We start from the raw sequence: 1,516 nt of genomic DNA on the forward strand, positions 1-1,516 counted from the left end.
CTAGTACGGCAGCCGCCATTTGCTAGTTGGCCAGGGAATACTCTCGGTTGAGTCGGGTGCGTTGGTGGAACCAGCGTGCTCGGGCTTGGTGGCGGCGCCGCCAGTTACGCCAGTGGGTGTCGTGGTCGGCGGGTTTTGGCTGGTGCCAGGTCGTGGCGAGTAGGCGTGCGGTTTCGGGGATGGTCAGCGGGATCATGCCGGGCTCGGCGGGTGGCCGCTGATCGGGTGTGTTCGGTGGTGGGGCTTGGGTGTCGGTGCGGGTTTTGAGGCGGGCGGCGGCGATCGCGCAGATGGCCAGGGCGGTCATGACCAGCACGGTGTGCCGGTTGATCGCGGTGTGCAGCCGGGCTTGGCATTGATCGAGGCCGAAGGAGTCCTTGCTGAACTCGAACGTCTCCTCGACCGGCCAGCGCAGCCCGGCAGCCCGCACGAGTCTGGCCAGGGTCAACGGTTGCCCTTGCGGGACGTAGCAGTAGTGGAAGGCCAGGTCACCGCTGGTGAGGTGACGGCGTACCAGTAGGTGGTGCCGGGGTGAGACGGTGGCGATCCACGCCCACCCGTACCAGCGTTGTCCCTTCGAGCCGGTGCCGGCCGAGCGGGTCTGCCACCGCGGTTCGTCGGTGGCGAGCAGGGCGACGGCCTGGGTGCAGGTCATCCGGGTTTCCGGGTTCAGGGTGAGCATGAAGTTCGAGGCGACGCGGAGCACGTAGGCCTGCTGCCGGTCTTCGAAGAACTCGCGGAGCTGGGTGCAGTTGCCGTAGACCTCGTCGCCGCAGGCGAAATCGAAGACGACGCCGTCAGCGTATGCGTCGGTGCACAGGTCGATGGCCACCTGCCCTTTGGTCCGAAATGCCAGCCCGTCGGCGATGCCCATTCCCGCCGCGGTGCCCGGGTCGTCGAGGTGCTCGGCCGGGATCCACTGCCGGGCGGCGATCAGCGCATGCCCGACATGTTCGCGTACGTAGGCCAGGTGCACCGTGTTGATGCCGTTCGCGAGCCGGCCGGCACAGCCCATGTACTGCCGTTTCACCCCGCACGTCGCCGTGCCCTGTTTGGCCTGGCCGGTCTCGTCGAGCGCGGCGATCCGCAGCCCCCGCCGCGTGCGGCGCCCGGCTACGGCGTCCAGGCCGGTCACGGCGAACCGGCGTACCTGACTCATTGCCGCCCGCCCGTCCCACACCGCGCGGTTCAGCAGCCTCTGGGTGCGATCCGGCGTCCGGTCCCCGGTCTGCTGCGCGATCGTCCACCCGTTGCGTTTCGGGATCTCGCTGACCAGCGCTGATACGTACCGGCCCGCGTGCTGCCAGGTCTGTGTCCGGGCGAAACACGACCGTAGCCGCTCCAGCAGCTCACCCGCCGTCGAGGCCGTCCGGGCAGCCTCTATCCTGGCAGCAGCAGCCGCCTTCGATCTTGTAGTTCTCACAAACACATGATCAACAGGCGGCTGCGTCCATGTTGGACCCCGCCCCCACCACATCCCAGCAGGTCAGACTGCTAATGGCGGCTGCCGTACTAG

Annotated in this window: 1 protein-coding gene; it reads right to left on the reverse strand. The window is 68.0% G+C overall.

Features of this window, described 5'->3' with window-relative positions; translation table 11 throughout:
* Positions 1 to 22: 22 nt before the first annotated feature.
* The gene (locus AB0M08_RS47470; protein WP_364508952.1) at positions 23 to 1,423 is read right to left on the reverse strand and encodes an IS701 family transposase; all 1,401 of its coding nucleotides are present in this window, start codon (positions 1,421 to 1,423) and stop codon (positions 23 to 25) included.
* Between the last annotated feature and the right edge of the window lie 93 nt (positions 1,424 to 1,516).

It is taken from the genome of Actinoplanes sp. NPDC051851 (assembly GCF_040681165.1).
Classification (GTDB): domain Bacteria; phylum Actinomycetota; class Actinomycetes; order Mycobacteriales; family Micromonosporaceae; genus Actinoplanes.